This is a genomic window from Pseudomonas tritici, assembly GCF_014268275.3.
Taxonomy (GTDB): Bacteria; Pseudomonadota; Gammaproteobacteria; order Pseudomonadales; family Pseudomonadaceae; genus Aquipseudomonas; species Aquipseudomonas tritici.
Window position 1 is genome coordinate 6,110,234 of the sequence record NZ_CP077084.1, and the last position, 21,376, is coordinate 6,131,609.

22 protein-coding genes are annotated in these 21,376 nt (G+C 60.3%); 8 read left to right on the top strand and 14 right to left on the bottom strand.

Features of this window, described 5'->3' with window-relative positions; translation table 11 throughout:
- Positions 1 to 33 precede the first annotated feature (33 nt).
- A complete protein-coding gene (gene rpiA / locus HU722_RS28105; protein WP_065874399.1) occupies positions 34 to 705 on the top strand; it encodes a ribose-5-phosphate isomerase RpiA in 672 nt (223 codons plus the stop codon).
- A gap of 64 nt (positions 706 to 769) precedes the next feature.
- Here the strand turns inward: rpiA and HU722_RS28110 are convergent, their stop codons facing one another.
- The 4 genes from HU722_RS28110 to HU722_RS28125 form a co-directional block, all read right to left on the bottom strand.
- Complete coding sequence (locus tag HU722_RS28110) at positions 770 to 1,684, bottom strand: SdiA-regulated domain-containing protein (protein WP_065874400.1); 915 nt, start codon at positions 1,682 to 1,684, stop codon at positions 770 to 772.
- 120 nt (positions 1,685 to 1,804) lie between these two features.
- Complete coding sequence (locus tag HU722_RS28115; RefSeq protein WP_065891341.1) at positions 1,805 to 2,731, bottom strand: SdiA-regulated domain-containing protein; 927 nt, start codon at positions 2,729 to 2,731, stop codon at positions 1,805 to 1,807.
- 247 nt (positions 2,732 to 2,978) lie between these two features.
- The gene (locus HU722_RS28120) at positions 2,979 to 3,644 is read right to left on the bottom strand and encodes a fumarylacetoacetate hydrolase family protein (RefSeq protein ID WP_049711056.1); all 666 of its coding nucleotides are present in this window, start codon (positions 3,642 to 3,644) and stop codon (positions 2,979 to 2,981) included.
- A gap of 22 nt (positions 3,645 to 3,666) precedes the next feature.
- On the bottom strand, positions 3,667 to 5,061 hold the full coding sequence (locus HU722_RS28125; protein ID WP_065874402.1) for a D-2-hydroxyglutarate dehydrogenase: 1,395 nt from the start codon (positions 5,059 to 5,061) through the stop codon (positions 3,667 to 3,669).
- Between the two features lie 205 nt (positions 5,062 to 5,266).
- Here HU722_RS28125 and serA point away from each other — a divergent pair, with 205 nt between their 5' ends.
- The gene (serA, locus tag HU722_RS28130) at positions 5,267 to 6,496 is read left to right on the top strand and encodes a phosphoglycerate dehydrogenase (RefSeq protein WP_049711054.1); all 1,230 of its coding nucleotides are present in this window, start codon (positions 5,267 to 5,269) and stop codon (positions 6,494 to 6,496) included.
- A gap of 64 nt (positions 6,497 to 6,560) precedes the next feature.
- Here serA and HU722_RS28135 read toward each other — a convergent pair whose 3' ends face one another.
- On the bottom strand, positions 6,561 to 7,001 hold the full coding sequence (locus HU722_RS28135; RefSeq protein ID WP_065874403.1) for a DUF4399 domain-containing protein: 441 nt from the start codon (positions 6,999 to 7,001) through the stop codon (positions 6,561 to 6,563).
- Positions 7,002 to 7,135: 134 nt separating this feature from the next.
- Here HU722_RS28135 and HU722_RS28140 point away from each other — a divergent pair, with 134 nt between their 5' ends.
- Positions 7,136 to 7,630 (top strand): transporter substrate-binding domain-containing protein, encoded by a 495-nt coding sequence (locus HU722_RS28140; RefSeq protein WP_065891340.1) that lies wholly within the window; start codon positions 7,136 to 7,138, stop codon positions 7,628 to 7,630.
- A 38-nt stretch (positions 7,631 to 7,668) separates the two neighbouring features.
- On the opposite strand, the gene HU722_RS28145 is transcribed toward HU722_RS28140, so the two are convergent.
- A complete protein-coding gene (locus HU722_RS28145; protein ID WP_065880208.1) occupies positions 7,669 to 8,163 on the bottom strand; it encodes a 2-thiouracil desulfurase family protein in 495 nt (164 codons plus the stop codon).
- A gap of 2 nt (positions 8,164 to 8,165) precedes the next feature.
- On the bottom strand, positions 8,166 to 8,798 hold the full coding sequence (locus tag HU722_RS28150) for a 2OG-Fe(II) oxygenase (RefSeq protein ID WP_065874406.1): 633 nt from the start codon (positions 8,796 to 8,798) through the stop codon (positions 8,166 to 8,168).
- A 131-nt stretch (positions 8,799 to 8,929) separates the two neighbouring features.
- Here HU722_RS28150 and HU722_RS28155 point away from each other — a divergent pair, with 131 nt between their 5' ends.
- Positions 8,930 to 9,682, top strand: coding sequence for a DUF2059 domain-containing protein (locus tag HU722_RS28155; RefSeq protein WP_065874407.1), 753 nt, complete (start codon positions 8,930 to 8,932; stop codon positions 9,680 to 9,682).
- A gap of 43 nt (positions 9,683 to 9,725) precedes the next feature.
- Here HU722_RS28155 and bipL read toward each other — a convergent pair whose 3' ends face one another.
- Positions 9,726 to 10,667, bottom strand: a complete 942-nt coding sequence (gene bipL / locus HU722_RS28160) for a phospholipase BipL (protein WP_065880210.1) — start codon at positions 10,665 to 10,667, stop codon at positions 9,726 to 9,728.
- 99 nt (positions 10,668 to 10,766) lie between these two features.
- Here bipL and HU722_RS28165 point away from each other — a divergent pair, with 99 nt between their 5' ends.
- Positions 10,767 to 11,342, top strand: a complete 576-nt coding sequence (locus tag HU722_RS28165) for a DUF6436 domain-containing protein (protein WP_065880211.1) — start codon at positions 10,767 to 10,769, stop codon at positions 11,340 to 11,342.
- A 31-nt stretch (positions 11,343 to 11,373) separates the two neighbouring features.
- Positions 11,374 to 13,728: a penicillin acylase family protein gene (locus tag HU722_RS28170; RefSeq protein ID WP_186755270.1), complete on the top strand. Its 2,355-nt coding sequence runs from the start codon at positions 11,374 to 11,376 to the stop codon at positions 13,726 to 13,728.
- A 54-nt stretch (positions 13,729 to 13,782) separates the two neighbouring features.
- On the opposite strand, the gene HU722_RS28175 is transcribed toward HU722_RS28170, so the two are convergent.
- On the bottom strand, positions 13,783 to 14,685 hold the full coding sequence (locus tag HU722_RS28175; protein ID WP_186755272.1) for an AraC family transcriptional regulator: 903 nt from the start codon (positions 14,683 to 14,685) through the stop codon (positions 13,783 to 13,785).
- Positions 14,686 to 14,784: 99 nt separating this feature from the next.
- On the opposite strand from HU722_RS28175, the gene HU722_RS28180 reads away from it, so the two are divergent.
- On the top strand, positions 14,785 to 15,138 hold the full coding sequence (locus HU722_RS28180) for a carboxymuconolactone decarboxylase family protein (protein WP_016973032.1): 354 nt from the start codon (positions 14,785 to 14,787) through the stop codon (positions 15,136 to 15,138).
- Here HU722_RS28180 and HU722_RS28185 read toward each other — a convergent pair.
- Positions 15,116 to 16,081, bottom strand: coding sequence for a GlxA family transcriptional regulator (locus HU722_RS28185; protein WP_065874413.1), 966 nt, complete (start codon positions 16,079 to 16,081; stop codon positions 15,116 to 15,118). The genes HU722_RS28180 and HU722_RS28185 overlap by 23 nt on opposite strands.
- A 288-nt stretch (positions 16,082 to 16,369) precedes the next feature.
- Between HU722_RS28185 and HU722_RS28190 the strand changes: the two genes are divergently transcribed.
- Positions 16,370 to 17,011, top strand: a complete 642-nt coding sequence (locus HU722_RS28190; protein WP_065891338.1) for an HD domain-containing protein — start codon at positions 16,370 to 16,372, stop codon at positions 17,009 to 17,011.
- Between the two features lie 132 nt (positions 17,012 to 17,143).
- Here the strand turns inward: HU722_RS28190 and HU722_RS28195 are convergent, their stop codons facing one another.
- The 4 genes from HU722_RS28195 to HU722_RS28210 form a co-directional block, all read right to left on the bottom strand.
- A complete protein-coding gene (locus tag HU722_RS28195) occupies positions 17,144 to 18,028 on the bottom strand; it encodes an ABC transporter permease subunit (RefSeq protein WP_010207334.1) in 885 nt (294 codons plus the stop codon).
- The gene (locus HU722_RS28200) at positions 18,025 to 18,945 is read right to left on the bottom strand and encodes an ABC transporter permease subunit (protein WP_065874415.1); all 921 of its coding nucleotides are present in this window, start codon (positions 18,943 to 18,945) and stop codon (positions 18,025 to 18,027) included. Before HU722_RS28200 ends, HU722_RS28195 begins: the two co-directional genes overlap by 4 nt.
- The gene (locus tag HU722_RS28205) at positions 18,942 to 20,084 is read right to left on the bottom strand and encodes an ABC transporter ATP-binding protein (RefSeq protein ID WP_003176776.1); all 1,143 of its coding nucleotides are present in this window, start codon (positions 20,082 to 20,084) and stop codon (positions 18,942 to 18,944) included. Before HU722_RS28205 ends, HU722_RS28200 begins: the two co-directional genes overlap by 4 nt.
- A 64-nt stretch (positions 20,085 to 20,148) precedes the next feature.
- Positions 20,149 to 21,243, bottom strand: a complete 1,095-nt coding sequence (locus tag HU722_RS28210; protein ID WP_065880215.1) for a polyamine ABC transporter substrate-binding protein — start codon at positions 21,241 to 21,243, stop codon at positions 20,149 to 20,151.
- Positions 21,244 to 21,376: the final 133 nt, after the last annotated feature.

The window sequence follows — 21,376 nt, forward strand, 5'->3', positions numbered from 1 at the left end:
CCCTCTTTACTCCCCGCCCGTTCCGGAGCCCGCATGACCCAGGATCAACTCAAACAGGCAGTGGCCCAGGCCGCCGTCGATTTAATCCTTCCTAAACTCGACGACAAGAGCATCGTCGGTGTCGGCACCGGCTCCACCGCCAACTGCTTTATCGATGCACTGGCTCAGCACAAGGGCGCATTCGACGGCGCCGTGGCCAGCTCCGAAGCCACCGCCGCGCGCCTCAAGGGCCATGGGATTCCGGTGTATGAGCTCAACACCGTGAGCGACCTGGAGTTCTACGTTGACGGCGCCGATGAAAGCGACGAACACCTGAACTTGATCAAAGGCGGCGGCGCAGCCCTGACCCGCGAGAAGATCGTCGCGGCCGTGGCCAAGACCTTTATCTGCATCGCGGACGCCAGCAAGCTGGTGCCGGTACTCGGCGCGTTCCCGTTGCCGGTTGAGGTCATCCCGATGGCCCGTAGCCACGTGGCCCGCGAGTTGGTGAAACTGGGCGGCGACCCGGTGTACCGCGAAGGCGTGTTGACTGACAACGGCAACATCATCCTCGACGTGTTCAACATGCAGATCACCAATCCGGTGGCGCTTGAGACGCAGATCAACGCGATCGTTGGTGTAGTCACCAATGGTTTGTTCGCGGCGCGTCCGGCGGATGTGTTGTTGCTGGGCACTTCCGACGGTGTGAAAACCCTCAAGGCCTAACCCCATCGGCTATGCTTTATGTGGGAGCAGGCAAGCCAGCTCCCACATTTGGTTCTGTGGTGCTTCAGGGATTTGGTTTCTTGAACACGTAGAACAGGTTCGGCTCGCTGGTCAGGTACAAGTTACCGTCATCATCCATCGCGATCCCTTCCGCCTGGGGCACGCGCTTCTTCAGGCCATGGCGCCCATTCAGCAGCGACAGACTGCTCAACGGGCGACCGTCAATATCCAGTTCCAGCACCAGAAACGACTCATCCGACAGCGCCAAGAGATGGCCGCTGCGCTCGTCGTATTGCAGGCTCGAGAGGTCACGCACAAACAGCCCGGCGTCACGCTTGGGGTTGTTGATCACGTGCACCGAGTAGGTTTTTTCCGGTTTGAAATGGGGAAAGCCATGGACCTCATAGATCAGCATCGGGTCGCGCTCCTTGGCGACGAACAGGCGCTTGCCCACCGAGTCGTACGCCAGGCCTTCAAACCCCTTATTGCCGCCAACGTGCAGGCCCAGCGTCATTTGCTCCGCATCGGCGGCGTCGAGGAATTGGGTGTCGTCATCCACATGGACCTTGATCAAGCGCTGCTGGCGCTCATCGCTGATGACATAAGTGTTGTCGCTGATAAATTCCACCGCCTCGGCATCGCCAAATCCCACCAAGGGAATACGCCGCAGGATCTTGCCCTCCAGCGACAACTCGATCAGTTCGGCGTTTTTATTGGTGACGGTAAACAGGCTTTTGCGCACTGGGTCGTAGGTAAGAGCCGAGACGTCGTCGTTGAGCCCCTCGATCACCTGGGCCTCCAGGGCTACCCGATAGTCCGCCAGGCCGATGGAGCGCTCATTCACCGGCTTGCGCCACACTTGCCAGTTGAACCAAGCGCGCTCGAACAGGCGAAAATGCTGCGCAACGACCCCGGCGCTGACCAGGGCGATCAGTGCAAGAATAAAGAACATAGGTTTGGGGCGGGCTAGTCGTCGCATCGGAGGGGCTCAAGTTCAAAAGTGGCGAATGAATATCACGCCTGTCTGAATTTAAACTTAAACGCAGCCCAGTGTCTGGCGAATGCCGCTGATAGAGAAATATCCGACGCAATCTGTCCGTTATTTCTGTTTTTCGAAGCGATAGAACAAGTTTGGCTCACTGACCATGTACAGCGTGCCGTCGTCGCCCATGGTCACGCCCTCTGCACGGGGAATGGTGTTTTTAAGGCCGTTGAAACCGCCGAGCAAGGTCATGAAGCTGACTTGCCCGCCCTTCTCGTCCAGCTCCAGCAACAGGTGGGAATCAGCCGACAGCACCAGTAAATGGCCGGTCCGCGGGTCGACGGCCAGGGCCGAGAGGTTACGCATATCCAGCTCGGTGCTGGCGAGCTTTTGCTTGCTGCCGACCAGGGCCTGGCTGCCGTCGCTTTTCCAGGTAAACAGTGCCGGCGGGCGTTCCTCACCGAACACCAGTTGCTGGTTAGGCTTGTCCCAAGCCACGGCCTCAAACGCTTTGTTTTGATCCTTGGAGGGGCCCAGGTCGTAACTCGGGAAGTCAGCCTTGTTCAATTGCTGGGTGGTGGCGACGACCTTGACGAGGGTCACCGTGTGCTGGCGCTCATCGACCACCGCCATCAAACCGTTTTCCATCACGGTGATACCTTCCGGGTTATCCCAGCCATTGAGCGGCATCTTGCGCAACACATCGCCTTGCAGGCTCAACTCGACGAGGAATGGGTTTTTGCCCATCACGGAAAACAGGGTTTTGGTCTGAGGGTTGTAGGAGACGTCCGAAGCCTCGTCCTTCTCCATCCCCGGCAAAAGCTTGCCATCGATGACGGCATGATAGTCCGGCAGCCACACGCTCTCTTGGCGCTCGGCGGGGGTTTCGAAGCGTTCCAGCATCCACAGTACGCCGCGATCATCCCAGTGCATGGCCCAGGCAACGCCGTACACAATCACGCCCGCCAGCAATAGCCAGGAATACCAGCGCAGGGCAAGGCGGGAACGCAGCTTGGGGGTGACGGTAGGCAGGGGCACGGCCATTGGGTGCTTTTTCCGGAAAGTCAGCGTTAGGTGATAGCACAGGATCGAGGTGCCCGTGTGCAAGTGGCTGAGGATTATCCGGATGATGTGTGAAAAAAATGCAAAAAACTGGAAACTCCAGGCGCACACAAAACCCTGTGGGAGCCGGGCTTGCCCGCGATGCAGGCGACTCGGTACGTCAGATGACCGAGGTGCCTGCATCGCGGGCAAGCCCGCTCCCACATTTTTAACCGCGTTTCGCCAGGGTTTAGCGAACGCTGCTTTCGAAGCGATTCACACCCGACAGCTCCAGCACCAGCTCATCACCCACATTCAGCGGGCCCACGCCGGCCGGGGTGCCGGTGAGGATCACATCACCCGCTTGCAGCGAGAAGCAGCCGGCCATGTGCTGGATCATCGGAATGATCGGGTTGAGCATTTGCGCGCTGTTGCCATCCTGGCGCACTTCGCCATTGATGGTCAGGCGGATGCCGATATCGGTCACGTCCGGGAACGTACTGCCCACCACGAACGGTGCGATGACTGCCGCGCCGTCGAAAGACTTGGCGATTTCCCACGGCAAGCCCTTGGCTTTCAGCTCGGCCTGCTTGTCGCGCAGGGTCAGGTCCAGGGCCGGGGCGAAGCCGGAGATGGCGTCGAGCACTTCTTCACGGCTGGGCTTGTTCGACAAAGGCTTGCCGATCAATACCGCGATTTCCGCTTCGTAATGCACCGAGCCGCGCTCGGTTGGAATGCTGAAACCGCCTTCCAACGGCACCACGCAACTGCCCGGCTTGATGAACAGCAACGGCTCGGTAGGCACCGGGTTGTCCAGTTCCTTGGCATGTTCGGCGTAGTTACGCCCGATACACACCACTTTACCGACCGGAAAGTGGATGTTGGTGCCGTCGACATACTTGTGCTGGTAGCTCATGAAACGACTCCTTCAGGGGCGGTTAAACAGCGAAAATCTTGCCGGGGTTCATGATCCCGTTCGGGTCGAACACCGCTTTCACTGCTTTCATGTATTCGATTTCAACCGGCGAGCGGCTGTAGGTCAGGTAATCGCGCTTGGTCATGCCCACGCCGTGTTCAGCGGAGATTGAGCCGTTGTACTTCTCGACGGTTTCAAACACCCACTTGTTCACGGTGGCGCACTTGGCGAAGAACTCATCCTTGCTGAGGTTTTCCGGCTTGAGGATGTTCAAGTGCAGGTTGCCGTCGCCAATGTGACCGAACCAGACAATTTCGAAATCCGGGTAGTGTTCGCCGACGATCGCGTCGATTTCCTTCAAGAACGCCGGTACTTTGGAGACGGTGACCGAGATGTCGTTCTTGTACGGCGTCCAGTGGGAAATGGTCTCGGAGATGTACTCGCGCAGTTTCCACAGGTTGTGCAGTTGGGTTTCGCTCTGGCTCATCACGCCGTCCAGCACCCAGCCCTGCTCGACGCAGTGTTCGAACGTTTCCAGCGCATGGTTGGCGACTTCTTCGGTGGTGGCTTCGAATTCCAGCAGCGCATAGAACGGGCATTCGGTTTCGAACGGCGCCGGCACGTCGCCACGGCCGAGGACTTTGGCCAGGGCTTTGTCGGAAAAGAACTCGAAGGCGGTCAGGTCCAGCTTGCTCTGGAACGCGTGCAATACCGGCATGATCGAGTCGAAATCGGTGGTCCCCAGCACCATGGCCGTCAGGTTTTTCGGCGCACGGTCCAGGCGCATGGTGGCTTCGACCACAAAGCCCAAGGTGCCCTCGGCGCCGATAAACAGCTGGCGCATGTCGTAGCCGGTGGCGTTCTTGATCAGATCGCGGTTCAGTTCAAGCACATCACCCTTGCCAGTGACGACCTTCATGCCGGCCACCCAGTTACGGGTCATGCCGTAGCGAATCACCTTGATCCCACCGGCATTGGTGCCGATATTGCCGCCAATCTGGCTGGAACCGGACGAAGCGAAGTCCACCGGGTAGTACAGGCCTTTTTCTTCGGCGACGTTCTGCAATTGCTTGGTAACCACGCCCGGCTGGCACACGGCGGTGCGGTCAGTGAGGTTCACGTCGAGGATCTGGTTCATATAGTCGAATGACACAACGACTTCGCCGTTGGCCGCCACAGCGGCTGCCGACAAGCCAGTACGCCCACCGGACGGCACCAGCGCCACCTTGTGCGCATTGGCCCAACGCACGATGGCCTGGACCTGCTCAATGGTCTTGGGAAAGACGATGGCGGTCGGCGCGGGTGCGAAATGCTTGGTCCAATCCTTGCCGTAAGCCTCCAGGGAGTCTGCATCGGTCAGCACTTTGCCGGGCTCAACCAGGGTCTTCAGCTCATCAATCAGGGCAGGATGGGTCATCGACAGAACTCTCGAACAATTCATGGTCATCCTGAGAACGCTTCACGTCGCAGGAATAGGTGTTTAGCGGGGCGCGTATGCTAGCATACCGCCCCCGCAGGACAGAGCCCAAGGGCGTTTCTGCGGTGACGGCTTTCCTGCCGTCCGGGTCAGCTTACTCGATCCGATTCCCTGCCATTTTTCTCCGGGATACAGGTTTACGCAGATGAGCAAGACTTCTCTCGATAAGAGCAAGATCAAGTTCCTTCTTCTGGAAGGCGTCCACCCATCGGCTGTCGACGTTCTGAAAGCTGCCGGGTACACCAGCATTGAGTACATCACCAGTTCTCTGCCGGAAGCCCAGTTAAAGGAAAAGATCGCCGACGCGCACTTTATCGGCATTCGCTCCCGCACTCAGCTGACCGAAGAGATCTTCGACCACGCCAAAAAGCTCGTGGCTGTCGGTTGTTTCTGCATCGGTACCAACCAGGTCGACCTCAACGCAGCGCGCGAGCGCGGCATCGCGGTGTTCAACGCACCGTACTCCAACACCCGTTCCGTTGCGGAGCTGGTGCTGGCCGAGGCCATCCTGCTGCTGCGTGGCATTCCTGAGAAGAACGCTTCCTGCCACCGTGGCGGCTGGATCAAGAGCGCAGCCAACTCCTTCGAAATCCGCGGCAAGAAGCTGGGTATCGTCGGTTACGGCTCGATCGGTACGCAGTTGTCGGTACTCGCGGAAGGCCTGGGCATGCAGGTGTTCTTCTACGACACCCTGACCAAGCTGCCATTGGGCAACGCCACTCAAGTGTCGAGCCTGACCGAGCTGCTGGGTATGTCCGACATCGTGACCCTGCACGTTCCGGAAACCACTGAGACCCAGTGGATGATCGGCGAGAAGGAAATCCGCGCTATCAAGAAAGGCGGCATCCTGATCAACGCAGCGCGCGGCACTGTGGTCGAGCTGGACGCCCTGGCCGACGCGATCAAGGACAAGCACCTGATCGGCGCCGCTATCGACGTGTTCCCGGTGGAGCCGCGCTCCAACGACGACATCTTCGAAAGCCCGCTACGTGGCTTGGACAACGTGATCCTGACCCCGCACATCGGCGGTTCCACCGCTGAAGCCCAAGCCAACATTGGCCTGGAAGTGTCGGAAAAACTGGTCAAGTACAGCGACAACGGTACGTCCGTGTCCTCGGTCAACTTCCCGGAAGTGGCGCTGCCGGCCCACCCTGGCAAGCACCGTCTGCTGCACATCCACCAGAACATTCCTGGCGTGATGATGGAGATCAACAAGGTCTTCGCGGAAAACGGCATCAACATCTCCGGTCAGTTCCTGCAGACCAACGAGAAGGTCGGCTACGTGGTCATCGACGTCGACGCCGAGTACTCGGACCTGGCGCAAGAGAAGCTGCAGCACATCAACGGCACGATTCGTAGCCGCGTGTTGTTCTAAGGTTTCGATCGCACCACGAGAAAGGGAGCCCCTCGGGGCTCCCTTTTTTTCATCTGAACAAATCTTACTTAACGTTAACCGTGATGACTTTCGACGCTACAGTCGGGTTGAACTGCATGTGCAGTTTGTCGCCGGCCACCAGTTGCAAGGTGTGCTTGCCTGGGGTGAGGGTCAGTTCGGTTTCGGTCTGGGCCTTGCCGTAGTGGATCACGGTGTCGGTGGCCGGGATGGGCACGCTGGCGTCAGGCAGTTCTTTTTGGTCGATCAGCAGATGGTGGTGGCCAGTGCCTGGCGCCTGGTCAGTGGCAGGCGCGAGTTTCAAACCTTCCATGCCGAATTTGACGGTGAAGGTTTTATCGACAGTGGCGCCGTCTTTTGGCGACACGATGAATACTTTGGCGCCTTCAGGCGGCGCACTGCGCGGAATGCCGTCTGCGGCGGTAGCCAACATAGACGCACCCAGCATCAAGGAGGCCAGGGTGGCACGGGACAAAAAGGCTTTCATTCGCTTCTCCAGTTTTTCCATGAAATCTGTAGGTTGATGACAACTTCGCGACAAATTGCTGTCCAAGGCACTCAACACCATAGCAAAGCGATGCTGAACGGCGCCTCGCACATTCGAATTCTCTAGGAGTGACCATGCGCTTTTCGCCTGGCCTGTTACTTTTGCTTCCCCTTCTGAGCCCTTTGGCTCATGCCGAACTGATCGACGACGTCAATGACCGTGGCGAACTGCGCATCGCCCTTGAAGCCAATACCCCGCCCTTCAACTTCAAGGAAGGCGACAAACTCACCGGCTTCGAAGTGGAACTGGGTGAACAACTGGCTAAAGAGATGGACGTGCGCCCGTCATTTATCACCACCGATGATGCCGACCTGTTGCCAGGTGTGGAAAGCGGCAAGTACGACGTAGCGATCAACCATATCGCTATGACTGCCGAGCTGCAGGATCGGTTCGATTTCAGTGAGCCTTACAGCGATAAGCCTGAGTTGGCGATCCCGTTCCAGAAAGGTAACCCGGCATTCAAGGCGAGTCTGGATAAGGCGCTGGGGCGGGTGAAGGCAGATGGCCGATTGAAGGCATTGGCCCAGAAGTGGCTTGAGAGCGAGACCCCGGTAGCCAAGGCACAGTGATTTTTCGGATTTGACTCGGTCAGCCCCCACATTTTGACCTACACAGGTTTCGATAGCTGCGCCAGCGCTACTAACGCCTCAGGCAACTCCAACTCACTGAACACCTGCACGCCATGCTGTTTGAGCAGCGCTGCCGTCACGCCTTCGCCGCTCACCTTCACGCCGCTGAAGGTGCCGTCGTACGTCAGCAAGTTTCCACAAGACGGACTATTCGCCTTGAGCACGGCGATGCGGATGTCATGGCGCTGCACCAGCGCCAAGGCCTGGCTCGCGCCATCGAGAAAGGCAGCGCTGAAGTCTTCGCCCTCGGCGGTCAACACCTGGGCGCGGCCTTCCCACACCTCTGCACCCTGCCCGCCCGAGATCTCGGCGGGTGGGCGCGGCGTTGGCAAGCCACCGGACACTTCCGGGCAGATCGCAACCACTCGCCCTTCGGCTTGCCACGCCGCCAGTTGGTCGAACGGCCCGCTCGCCGCGCCGTCGTAGCGCACCTTGTGCCCAAGCAGGCAACGGCTGACCAGAATCTTTTCCATGCTCAAAACGGCTCGTTGCCCCGCCGGCGAAACCAGCCAGTGAGGGACAGGCGTTCGCGCGTAGCGGGCATGACTTCGTGGGGCACCTCGCCCGACAGGAACACCACCAGGCTACCACCGGTGGGCACCACATCGTATTCGACGCCGTCCTTGAGGTACATGCGCAACTGGCCGCCATGCTCGGGCAGCCAGGCGTTGTTCAAGTAGATCACCGCCGAGACCATGCGCCTATCATCGTCACGGAACCGGTCCAGGTGCTTGAGGTAAAACGCGCCCGGCGGGTACATCGCGAAGTGGCTTTCGAAGTCTTCGAGGCCGAGAAACAGGCCACGGTTCATTGCCAGGCGCAGGCTGTCCATCAACGCCATATAGGTGTCGCAGACTGCTGCATCGCCCTCTTCCAGCCATTGGATATGGTCACCGCGAATACCTTCGCGAATCTCTTGGGCCGGTCCGCGCCCGACCGCCGCCGGGGCCAATTCACCTTCGGCCGCACGTTTACGGCACTCAGCCGCCAGTTCCAGGGTCAGAGCCTGGGGCAGAAAGCCGTCTTGTCGGGACCAGCCTTTTTCGGCCAGGTCGTCGACAATGCGTTGCAACAGCGGGTGATCGAGGGGTATTTGCATGGCGCGCATAGTATCCATACGCTTGTGAATCCGACAGAGCCGCCGAGCGTCTGAATACACTTTAGTCAGGTGACCGATAGGACTTCTCGACAAATCCTACGCCCGACACGGACAATAGTGGCCGACTGACAGGAGTCCATATGCGTCGTTTGTTTTTTTCCTTGCTGATGTTCTGCGTTTTGCCCGCCTGGGCAGACGGCCATGACCAGTTGTACAAGGTCGCCGGCTGGGCCGAACAACGTGCGCATTTCAATGACGCCCTCAGTGCGGCCCAGCAACGCTACCGCAACAGCCTGCCGCCAGCGGTGTATCAGGCGCTGGTGGACAACAGCAATAAACGCTTTGCCGCCCAGGCCATGGACCAGCGTGCCGAGGCGCAATTGCGCAAGAACCTGGCGGACCCGAAGCCTGCTCTGGCGTTTTTTCAATCGCCCTTGGGCCGCAAGATTGTCGCCGCCGAGTTGCTGGCGACGCGCCGCGACCAACTGGCGAAAAACGCTCAGGGCCTGCCAAAAATCCAAGCCGACGCCACCCGCAGCCTGATCATCGGCCACCTGGCCCAGGCCTTGCCAGCCCGTGAGGCTGGTGCGGAAGTCAGCCTGGCGATTGCCGGCGTGGCGGCCGACAGCCTGAGCCAGATGATCCCCGGCCTGTTGGGCGGCGGTCAGGCCCAGGGCATGTTGAATGGCCAGCGTGAGCGGTTGATGCAGCAGATCGACAAGGATCTGAACAACACGCTGCTGTACGTTTATCGGGATTTATCTGACCCGGAGTTGGAAGAATTCGCTACGTTTGCGGAGTCGTCGGAAGGTAAGGCGTATTACCAGGCGGCGTTGGCGGCGATTCGTGCAGGGCTGGCAGTCGGCCAAAGCACTTCAAGCTTGGCACCGTAACAAGTGTGGGAGCTGGCTTGCCTGCTCCCACATTTGCATCGCGTTACTTCAGGTGGTCCGTTAAATAGCGGAAGTACGCCTCACGAATCTCCGCAATCTCATTCGCCAAATGATGCCTGCCACGCGGCAGCATCAACACCTCGGGCCTGTCGAACTTGCCGCGCAGCACCTGCAGGTTGTGCTGCCAGTCCACCGTCATGTCTTCCTCACCCTGCACAATCACCGGGCGCCGCAAACTGCGCGGTGCAGCCTCGATACGCTTGATCCAGCGCGCCAATGCACCGACCCAGGCGGTAGGCAGTTGGCGCGGCTGTAGCGGATCAGCCTCAAGAAACGGCTTGAACTCGGGATCGTGGGTGTTCTCGCTGAAGCGCCGCGCAATGCCTTTGACGAACGGCCGCAGCACGTAATAGCTGACTTGCGACCAACCCCAGGCACGCGGTCGCACCAACGGTGACAGCAGAAAGGTCTTGCCCTGGGCCGGGCTGTCGGCGCCATGGTTGAGCAAGTGATCCACCACCACCGCCCCGCCGGTGCTTTGCCCGAACAGGTGCCAGGGTTGCGGCAGTTGCAGCGCTTGGGCCTCGGCGAACAGTGCCTGCACCACATGCTGGTACACCGCAAAATCATCAATGCTGGCGCGCTCGCCACTGGACAACCCGTGGCCCGGCAAATCGCACGCGATCACCACAACCCCCTGGTCCAGCGCCCAGTCCACCACATGGCGATACAGCCCCATATGGTCGTAGAAGCCGTGGAACATAAACATCGTCGCCACAGGCTTGGGCGGCCACCACACCTGCGCGACCACCTGAAACCCATCCACCTCGAAACGCCCCAGACGGCTGACCGCCGGTACTGCGCGCGCGGCCAGATCCAGCCCGTAGAAACGCTGGTAGACCCGCGCCTCGGCTGAAAGCGGTTGCGCATCCACCAGGGGCCGCAAGCTTTCGCGCAGATGATCGGGGTCAAAGGTCACAGGCATAAAGGGTTCCAGACTTACGGCAGAGATGAATATCGAGCTGCGATATTCATCTGTCAGGACAAGCATGGCAAGCTACGCGACCTCTGAGGATACATCTGAATGCGACAGCCCTACCGCACCGCCCTGTTCGCCAGCCTTATCGTGGTTATCTGCACCGGCGTGCTGTGGGCCGCGTATGACTGGTTCCAGGGCCGCTACCTGCGCGCCTTCAGCGAACACACGGCGGTGTTTTCCGGCGACCCATTGAAGCTGCCGGCCGAGCTCGCCGGCCCAGGCCCGATCCGCTTGGTCCACTTTTGGGACCCGGCCTGCCCGTGCAATGTCGGCAACCAACAACACCTGGGCGAACTGATCGAGCACTACGCCCCCCAAGGCGTCGAGTTCTATGCGCTGCAAAAACCCGGCAGCCACGGCCAACTGCCTGACAACCTGCGCACAATGAAAACCCTCACCGCCCTGCCCGGCGCCGACCAAGTGCCCGCCAGCCCGGCGGTGGGCATTTGGGATCGCAGCGGCAAACTCGCGTATTTCGGGCCCTACAGCGAAGGCCTGACGTGCAATTCCAGCAACAGTTTTATTGAGCCGATCTTGAAGGCCCTTGGAGCGGGGCGCGAGGTGAATGCCACGCACACCCTGGCGGTGGGCTGCTATTGTTCCTGGCCAAAAGGCTCGTAACTCGCCACCCCTCTCTTGGTAAGGAATGTTCATGAAGCGCGTCTTGCGGACTCTCGCGGTTCTTGTAGTGCTGGCGGCTCTCGGCGCCGGCTGGTACGTGTACAGCAAGCAGCCGACCCGCCAGGGCACGGTTGAGCTGGCCAACCTGCAAGGCTCGGTCACCGTGCGCTACGACGACCGTGGCGTGCCGCATATTCGTGCCGAGAACGAAACCGACCTGTATCGCGCCCTGGGCTACGTGCACGCCCAGGACCGCTTGTTCCAGATGGAGATCATGCGGCGCCTGGCCCGTGGCGAGCTGGCCGAGGTGCTTGGGCCCAAGCTGCTGGAGACCGATAAGCTGTTCCGCAGCCTGCGCATTCGTGACCGCGCCGCCACTTATGTGGCGCAGCTGGATCATGATTCGGCGCACTGGAAGGCCCTGCAAGCCTACCTGGACGGGATCAACCAATATCAAGACAGCCACGCCCGCCCGATGGAGTTCGACGTGCTGGGCATCCCCAAGCGGCCGTTCACCGCCGAGGACAGCATCAGCGTCGCCGGGTATATGGCCTACAGCTTTGCTGCCGCATTTCGTACCGAGCCTCTGCTGACTTACGTACGCGATCAACTGGGCAGCGACTACCTGAAAGTCTTCGACCTCGACTGGCAACCTCAGGGCGCCCTCAACCTCGCCGCCAGCGATTGGCAAACCCTCGGCGCCATCGCCGCCGTGAGCGAACAGGCCTTGGCCGACAATGGCTTGCCGCAGTTCGAAGGCAGCAACGCCTGGGCCATCAGCGGCAACCGCACCAAGAGCGGTAAACCGTTGCTGGCCGGTGACCCGCATATTCGCTTCTCGGTGCCGTCGGTGTGGTACGAGGCGCAGCTGTCGGCGCCGGGCTTTGAGCTGTATGGCTATCACAACGCGCTGGTGCCGGTGGCGTTCCTGGGGCACAACCTGGATTTCGGCTGGAGCCTGACCATGTTCCAGAACGATGACCTCGACCTCATCGCCGAGAAGGTCAACCCGGAAAACGCCAATCAGGTCTGGTACCACGACCAGTGGGTCGACATGACCAGCACCGAGCAACAGATTGCGGTGAAAGGCCAAGCGCCGGTGACGTTGACCCTGCGCCAATCACCCCACGGCCCGATCATCAATGACGTGCTCGGCGAGAGTGCCGGCAAGACGCCGATTGCCATGTGGTGGGCGTTCCTCGACACCCAGAACCCGATCCTCGAAGGTTTCTACCAGCTCAACCGCGCCGACACCCTGGCCAAGGCGCGCGCGGCGGCGTCGAAGGTGTCTGCGCCGGGGCTGAATATTGTGTGGGCGAATGCCAAGGGCGATATCGGCTGGTGGGCGGCGGCGCAATTGCCGATTCGTCCGGCCGGTACCAATGCCGGCTTTATCCTCGACGGCAGTAGCACACAGGCCGACAAGCTGGGCTTCTACCCCTTCAGCGCCAACCCCCAGGAAGAAAACCCCGCGCGTGGCTACGTGGTGTCGGCCAACGCGCAACCCGTCTCGCCCACCGGCATGGAGATCCCCGGTTATTACAACCTGGCCGACCGTGGCCAACAGTTGAACGCGCAGTTGAGCGACAAGAGCGTGAAGTGGGATGTCGACAACAGCCAGGCCTTGCAACTGGGCACCGCCACCGCCTTCGGCCCGCGCCTGCTGGCGCCGCTGTTGCCGGTGCTGCGTGAAGTGGTCAAGGACCCGGCGCAGTTGAAACTGGTGGAGCAACTGGCCGCCTGGAAAGGTGACTACCCGCTGGACTCCACCAGCGCCACGCTGTTCAACCAGTTCCTGTTCAACCTGGCCGACGCCGCCTTCCATCCGAAACTCGGCGACGCCATGTTCAAGACCCTGCTCAGCACCCGCGTGATCGACGCCGCACTGCCACGCCTGGCCGCCGCGCCAGATTCGCCGTGGTGGGACGGCAAGCGCGCCGACACCGTCAAGCTCGCCTGGGACAACAGCCTCGCACACCTCAAAGCCACTTTCGGCGATGACCCAAGCCAATGGCAGTGGGGCAAGGCCCACACCCTGACCCATGGCCACCCGCTGGGCTCGCAGAAACCGTTGGACCTGATCGTGAATGTCGGCCCGTTCCCGGCGCCGGGAACCCACGAAGTGCCCAACAACCAGTCGGCCCCTATCGGCCCGGCACCGTGGCCCGTGACCTACGGGCCTTCCACCCGCCGCCTGATCGATTTCGCCGATGCGGCTCACGCACTGACCATCAACCCGGTCGGGCAAAGTGGGGTACCGTTCGACAAGCATTATGGCGACCAGGCAGAAACCTACATCGAAGGTGGCTATGAGCAGGCGCATTTCAGTGATGAGGAAGTGACGGCGAATATGCGAGGCACTCTTAAATTACTCCCTGCGAGATAGCGGCCTGTAAACCCGATCAAGCCAGCTCCCACACTTTGACCGGTGGTGCGGCGGCTACCGTGCCCGCACCCGTCCCGGCGCCTCACCATAGGTTTCCTTGAATTTCTTGCTGAACGCCGCCTGGGACTGGTAACCCACCTGGGCGGCGATATCCAGCAGGCTCAGGCGTGACTGGCGCAGCAGGTTGAATGCCCGCTCCATGCGCAACTGGGTCAGCAACACCCAGGGCGATACGCCCGCCACTTTTACAAACCCGCGCATGAAGGTAGCGCGCGACATCGTCGCGGCGGTGGCCAGGCTGTCGATGGTCCACTCGTGCCCGGGGTCGGCCAGCATCGCCTGCCAGGCCTTGCTCAGGCGCTTGTCAGCGAGCAGCGCGAAGGTGCCGGCAACTGGCGCCTGGCGGTTCAGCCAGGCACGCAGGATCAGGGTGAACAACGCTGAAGAGAGTGCATCGATAAACGAACGTGCGCCGAGCTGCTCGCCGTCCGCCTCGCTGCGCAGCAACCCAATCAACGCTGCCAATTGCCCATCGGCCTGCCATTCTCGGCTGGACACCACCAAGTACTCCGGCAACGCACCGAACAACAGCGATTGGCGGTTGTAGTGAAAACTGCCGCAGAGCATGTCCAAATCCGGCTGGTCACCGCCCAGGCGGTGCACCTTGAGTACGCCGCCTTCGATCACCCGCGGCTGCATCGGCCTGATCCTCGCGCCCTGGCTGCGCAGCAAGTGCGTGGCGCCGCCAGGCATCAGCAAGATGTCACCCTCCGCCAGGGTCACTTGTTGCCCGCCCGACAGTTCCGCGCGGCAACTGCCACTTAGCACGATGTGATACGGCGCCACACCGAGATTCTCGGGTGCATGCTCCAGCGCCCAGTCGCCCTGGAACTGGCACCGCAAATCCAGACTGCCGCGCAGGTTAGCCAGCGCGATAAGGGTGTCGATCGAATTCATTTGCGAGCATCGGTCAAAAAGATGAGCGGATTGAACAATAACCCCAACCTCAAACAGAACAGACTGGCTTCACACCCAACCTGTTGAGGAGTTACCGCAATGTTCAATAACTGGTCCGACTTGCTGCCTACCGTGAAGAAAGCCTTTGGCGCGCTGGGCAAGAGCAACCCGAAGATGGTCAAAGCCTACATGGCGCTGGGCGAGGCTGCCGAGGAAAACAATGTACTCGACGCCAAGACCCGTGAGCTGATTTCCATTGCCGTGGCCATCACCACCCGCTGCGACGGTTGCATCGGCGTGCATGCCGACGCCGCAATCAAGGCCGGCGCGACCCGCGAAGAGGTTGCCGCCACATTGGCCACCGCCATTTCGCTGAATGCCGGCGCGGCATACATCTACTCGCTGCGTGCGCTGGAAGCCTACGACACGCTCAAACCGGCGCCGCAAAGTTAAGCCGGAACTGTTGTGGCGTCACGCCCAGCCGGCGGTTGAACACACTGCGCATGTGCTGGGCGTCGCGAAAGCCACATTGATACGCCACTGTTTTCAGCGGTGCGTGGCTGCTTTCGAGCAGCACCCGCGCCGCGTCCACCCGCGCCCGCTCGACAAACTCCGCTGGCGTTATCCGTGCCTCACGGGCAAACACCCGAGAGAAATTGCGCGGGCTCATATTGGCCGCCTCGGCCAGGTCGGCAATGCTCAGGTCGCCGGTCAGGTTCGCCAATACGTACAGCTGCACCAACGCCACCGCCGAGGTGGTTTCGGCGTGGGGCGTGAGGAACGGGCTGAACTGCGACTGCCCGCCCGAACGCTGGGTAAACACCACCAAGCGCTTGGCCACGCTCAGCGCGACTTCCGGGCCGTGGTCCTGAGCCAGCAAATAGAGCGACAAGTCGATACCCGCCGTGACCCCGGCCGAGGTGTAGAGGTTGCCGTCCTGCACGTAGAGGCGGTCGGCCTCAACCTGGGCGGTGGGGCACAGGCGCGCCAGATCAGCCGCGTCGTTCCAATGGGTGGTGACGGTTTTCCCATCCAGCAGCCCGGCTCGGGCCAGCATGAACGCGCCGTTGCAGATCGAACCGAAGCGTTGCGCACGCGCCGCGGCGCCCCGCAACCAATCATCGAACTGCGTGCCGAAGTCTTCGAAGGGTAACTGCGGGCCGCCAGCGACCAGCAGCAGGTCATAGGCGTGCAGGGCTTCGCTGTAGTGCCGGTGGGCCTGCAATGACAGACCGTTGGAGGCGGCCATGGTGCCGAGGCCAAGGCCAATCACTTCAAGCTGGTAATGGTCCTCAGGCGCTAGAAACCGGTTGGCCTCGCAAAACACATCCATGGGGCCGGTCACGTCCAGTGACTGGACGCCGGGGAAAATCAGGATGGCAACGGTTTTGCCCATGAACAACACACCTTTGATTGGATGAACACAAACCCCTGTGGGAGCGGACTTGCTCGCGAATGCGGTGGATCAGCCAATAAATTCGGTGACTGAACCACCGCATTCGCGAGCAAGCCCGCTCCCACATTTTTGATTTTCGCAGGCTTCAAAGGATCAATCGCCTGCTACACCCTAGCTGATTTTGCCTTGGCACGATGTGGCTGCACATTGGCCGACATCGCTCCCTCGCCGTGCTAGCCCCTCCACGGGCACACGACCAGACTGGATGCTTCCCAGAGGAGAACGACCATGACCACCACCATCGCCGGCATCCAGATCCCTGACAGCGCCCTGGCCAAGGCCACCACCGAATACATCCGCGACGTCGAATCCAACCTGCTCTACCACCACTCTCGCCGGGTGTTCCTGTTTGGCGCATTGAGCGGTGAACGCAAGCAACTCGCCTACAACCCGGAGTTGCTCTACGTTGGCGCAATGTTTCATGACCTTGGCTTGGTCGAAGGCCATCGCAGTGACAACGAGCGCTTTGAAGTGGACGGCGCCAACGCAGCCGCGGCCTTCCTCAAGCCTTACGGCCTGAGCGATGACGACATCGAACAGGTGTGGTTATCCATCGCCCTGCACACCACACCGGGCGTGCCGCAGCATCTGCGCCCGACCGTGGCGCTGGTGACGGCCGGCGTGGAGATGGACGTGCTGGGCATGGACTACGCCGCGTTTTCCAGCGTGCAGCGCGAAGCCGTGGTGCATGCGCATCCACGTGGAGAAGGGTTCAAGGAGTGCATCATTTGCGCGTTTGCCGACGGCTTGCGCCATCGCCCGCAGACCACGTTTGGCAACGTGAAGACTGACGTGTTGGTGGATCAGGAGCCGGGGTTCAAGCCGATGAATTTTGTGGAGGTGATCCGCAAGTCGCCGTGGGTGGCTTAGTTGACCTGAAATGCAATCAACTGTGGGAGCTGGCTTGCCTGCGATAGCGGTGTATCAGTCGACAGATGAGTCGACTGGCACGGCCTCATCGCAGGCAAGCCAGCTCCCACATTTTTTACCGCGTTCCGTCAGTTAGACCGGTGCAGGCGCCCGGCGCTTGTCCGGCTGTTTCCAGCCATCCGCCGCCGCTTCTTCAATCGCTTGCTGGATAGCCTTCTTGCGGTGTTCTTCGGCACGGCGGCTGAAGAACCACACCAGGAAGGTCACCAACGACACCGCCAACAGGATCAAGCTCGCCACGGCGTTAATCTCGGGCTTAACCCCAAGGCGCACCGCCGAGAACACTTCCATCGGCAAGGTGGTCGAACCCGGCCCCGACACAAAGCTGGCCAGTACCAAGTCATCCAGCGACAGCGCGAACGACATCATGCCGCCCGCAGCCAGCGACGGTGCAATCATCGGGATGGTGATCAGGAAGAACACCTTCCACGGCCGCGCACCCAAATCCATCGCCGCTTCTTCGATCGACAGGTCCAACTCACGCAACCGCGCCGACACCACCACCGCCACATAGGCTGCGCAGAACGTGGTGTGGGCGATCCAGATGGTGACGATGCCACGCTCTTGCGGCCAACCGATCATCTGCGCCATCGCCACAAACAGCAGCAACAGCGACAGACCGGTGATCACTTCCGGCATCACCAACGGCGCGGTCACCAGGCCGCCGAACAGCGTGCGGCCCTTGAATTGGCTGATGCGCGTCAGCACAAACGCTGCCAACGTGCCCAGCGCTACCGCAGCCACCGCCGTGTAGCAGGCGATTTCCAGGGAACGCGCCACCGACCCCATCAACTGGGTGTTGTCGAGCAGGCCCACGTACCACTTGATCGACCAACCGCCCCACACCGTCACCAGCTTGGATTCGTTGAACGAGTAGATCACCAGGATCAGCATCGGCAGGTAGATAAACAACAACCCCGCTACCAGCATGAAACTCGAGAAACTGAAGCGCTTCATATCTTGCCCTCCAACTCTTTGGCTTGGCTGCGGTTGAACAGGATGATCGGCACAATCAGGATCGCCAGCATCACCACCGCCAGGGCAGACGCCACCGGCCAGTCACGGTTGTTGAAGAACTCTTGCCACAACACTTTACCGATCATCAGGGTTTCCGGGCCGCCCAGCAGTTCCGGGATCACAAACTCGCCCACCACCGGGATGAATACGAGCATGCAGCCGGCGATGATGCCGTTCTTGGACAGCGGCACGGTGATTTTCCAGAAGCTATTGAAGGTGCTCGAACCCAGGTCCGATGCGGCTTCCAGCAGGCTCTGGTCATGTTTCACCAGGTTGGCATACAGCGGCAGGATCATGAACGGCAGGTACGAATAGACCACGCCGATGTACACCGCAATGTTGGTATTAAGGATCTGCAGCGGTTCGTTGATAAACCCCATGGACATCAGGAAGCCATTGAGCAAACCGTTGTTGCTGAGAATGCCCATCCACGCGTACACGCGGATCAGGATCGCAGTCCAGGTCGGCATCATGATCAGCAGCACCAGCACGGTCTGCATCTCTTTGCGCGCAGAAGCAATGGCATAGGCCATCGGATAGCCGATCAGCAGGCACAGCAGCGTGCTGAAAAACGCCATCTTGAGCGAGCCCAGGTACGCGGCGATATACAGCTCATCGCCCGCCAGCAAACTGTAGTTCGCCAGGTTCAGCACCAGTTGCAGCTTCTGCTCAACGTAGGTGTAGATCTCGGTGTACGGCGGGATCGCCACATCGGCTTCGGCAAAGCTGATTTTCAATACGATGAAAAACGGCAGTGCGAAAAACAGGAACAGCCACAGGAAAGGAATCCCAATGACCACCTGCTTGCCACTGGGGATTATACGATCCAAGCGCCGCTTGAACTTCTTCATATTCATGAGCGAAGTACCACGCCGCTGTCGTCTTCCCACCAGACGTAGACCTGGTCACCCCAGGTCGGACGCTGCCCACGGCGCTCGGCGTTGGCGACGAAAGACTGCACCAGCTTGCCGCTCGGCAGCTCCACATAGAACACCGAGTGGCCGCCCAGGTAAGCAATGTCGTGCACCTTGCCGCTGGACCAGTTGTGCTCGCAGGTCGGCATTTCGGTGGTGACCAGCAGCTTTTCCGGGCGGATGGCGTAGGTCACCGACTTGTCTTCCACCGCGGTGGCGATGCCGTAGCCCACGTAGATGTCGCGGTCCAGGTCCGGGCACTTGAGCACCGCGTGGCCTTCGGCGTCATCCACCACTTGGGTGTCGAAGATGTTGACGTTGCCGATGAACTCGCACACCAGGCGGCTGGTGGGGGTTTCGTAGATGTCGATCGGGCTGCCGATCTGGGCGATCCAGCCCAGGTGCATGATCGCGATGCGCTCGGCCATGGTCATGGCCTCTTCCTGGTCGTGAGTCACCATCACGCAGGTCACGCCCACGCGCTCGATGATCTCCACCAGCTCCAGCTGCATCTGCGAGCGCAGCTTTTTGTCGAGGGCGCCCATGGGCTCATCGAGCAGCAGCAGTTTCGGGCGCTTGGCCAGGGACCGCGCCAGGGCCACACGCTGACGCTGACCACCGGACAACTGGTGCGGCTTGCGCTTGGCGTACTGGCTCATCTGCACCAGCTTGAGCATCTCGGCCACGCGGGCGTCGACTTCGGCCTTGGGAATCTTGTCCTGTTGCAGGCCGAACGCAATGTTCTGCGCCACCGTCATGTGCGGGAACAAGGCGTAGGACTGGAACATCATGTTGATCGGCCGCTCGTAGGGCGGCATGTCGGTAATGTCCACACCGTCGAGGTAGATGCGCCCTTCAGTCGGGCGCTCGAAACCTGCGAGCATGCGCAGCAAGGTGGACTTGCCCGAACCCGAACCGCCGAGCAAGGCGAATATTTCGCCTTTCTTGATTTCCAGGGACACATCGTCCACGGCAATCGTCTCGTCGAACTTCTTCGTGACCCGGTCGATTTTGACCAGCACCTTTTTCGGTGTCTGGTCGCCCTCGAGGGCTTTCTTATAGGCGCCGGAGGCAACTGCCATTTACGAAACTCCCAACAAAATTTGCAGCTCACCCGATGTGGGCGAACCTTGGATAGTCTGAGCCTTACTTGCCCGTCTTGACCTTGGTCCAGCTACGGGTCATCAAACGTTGCACTTTCGGGGGTAGCTCGAAATTGACAAATGTCCGATCGAGAACCGCCTGCGGTGGGTAAACCGCTTCGTCGGTGCGTATCGATTGTTCCATCAGCTTGTCCGCCCCTGGGTTAGGGTTGGCGTAGCCGACGTGATCACTGACCTGAGCGATCACCTCAGGCTGCAGCAAATAGTTGATAAAGGCGTGGGCTTCCTTGACGTTGGCGGCATCCTTGGGGATCGCCAGTACGTCAAACCACAGGTTGCCGCCTTCTTTCGGAATCGCGTAGGCGATGTTCACGCCCTTGCCCGCCTCGGCCGCGCGGGCCTTGGCCTGGAACACATCACCGGAAAAACCGGCGGCCACGCAGATGTTGCCGTTGGCCAGGTCGGAGATGTATTTGGACGAATGGAAGTAGGTCACGTAAGGACGCACTTTCAGCAGTTTTTCCTCGGCTTTCTTGTAGTCGGCCGGGTTTGTGCTGTTGGGGTCCAGGCCCATGTAGTTGAGCACCGCGGGCAGCATCTCATCCGCCGAGTCCATGAACGACACACCGCACGTGGCCAGCTTCTTCATGTTCTCCGGCTCGAACAGCACGGCCCAGGAATCGATCTTGTCGACACCCAGCACTTCCTTCACTTTATCGACGTTGTAGCCAATGCCGTTGGTGCCCCACAGGTACGGCACGGCGTACTGGTTGCCCGGGTCGTTTTTTTCCAGACGCTTGAGCAGCACCGGGTCAAGGTTGGCGTAGTTCGTCAGCAATGACTTGTCGAGCTTCTGGAACGCCCCGGCCTTGATCTGCTTGCCGAGGAAGTGGTTGGACGGCACCACCACGTCGTAGCCGGTACGCCCGGCCAGCAGCTTGCCTTCCAGGGTTTCGTTGGAATCGAACACGTCGTACACGGGCTTGATGCCGCTGGCCTTTTCAAAGTTGGCCAGGGTGTCGTCGCCGATGTAGTCCGACCAGTTATAAATATGCACAGTCGGTGCGGCCTGCACGCTGACAGCCAGCGTGATACCTGCACCCACCAGCAAGGCTTTGCGAAATAAAGAAATTGGCAAGTGGAGGTCCTCTTAAATAGTTGGGCCTTAAAGTTGTTGCACGGCAACAAAACCGGCGCGCAACTTACCCTCGATAAACCGATCCGGCAAAACTTTCTGTCATTTATTTGTTTCATTAACCACCGCGCCAGGC